Origin of the sequence: Bacillus sp. SIMBA_154 (assembly GCF_046536015.1) — a bacterium.
Classification (GTDB): domain Bacteria; phylum Bacillota; class Bacilli; order Bacillales; family Bacillaceae; genus Bacillus; species Bacillus pumilus_P.
In genome coordinates, this window is the sequence record NZ_JAWJBV010000712.1 from 1 (window position 1) to 233 (window position 233).

1 pseudogene is annotated in these 233 nt (G+C 52.4%); it reads left to right on the plus strand.

Going from position 1 to position 233, the window contains the following annotated elements:
- Window positions 1-100: 100 nt before the first annotated feature.
- Window positions 101-233 (plus strand): annotated as a pseudogene (locus R0K30_RS23725) (dipicolinate synthase subunit A); the annotation flags it as partial.

The following is a 233-nucleotide window of genomic DNA, read 5'->3' on the forward strand; positions in this document are numbered from 1 at the left end:
CCCACGAGTTGCTCGCCGGCTGAACGCTCTACTCATATGCTGAAAGCGGGATTAAGTAGAAATTACACGCATTTTTAAATAAAGACGGTGCACGGTCGGTATGTCGAGCGGTTTAACGGTTGCGGGGATCGGGGGAGATGCAAGGCAGGTTGTAATCATTCGCAAGCTCTCAGAGCAGCGTGCCAAAGGGTGTTTGGTCGGATTGGGTCAGCTGGATCATGGGTGTATCGAGG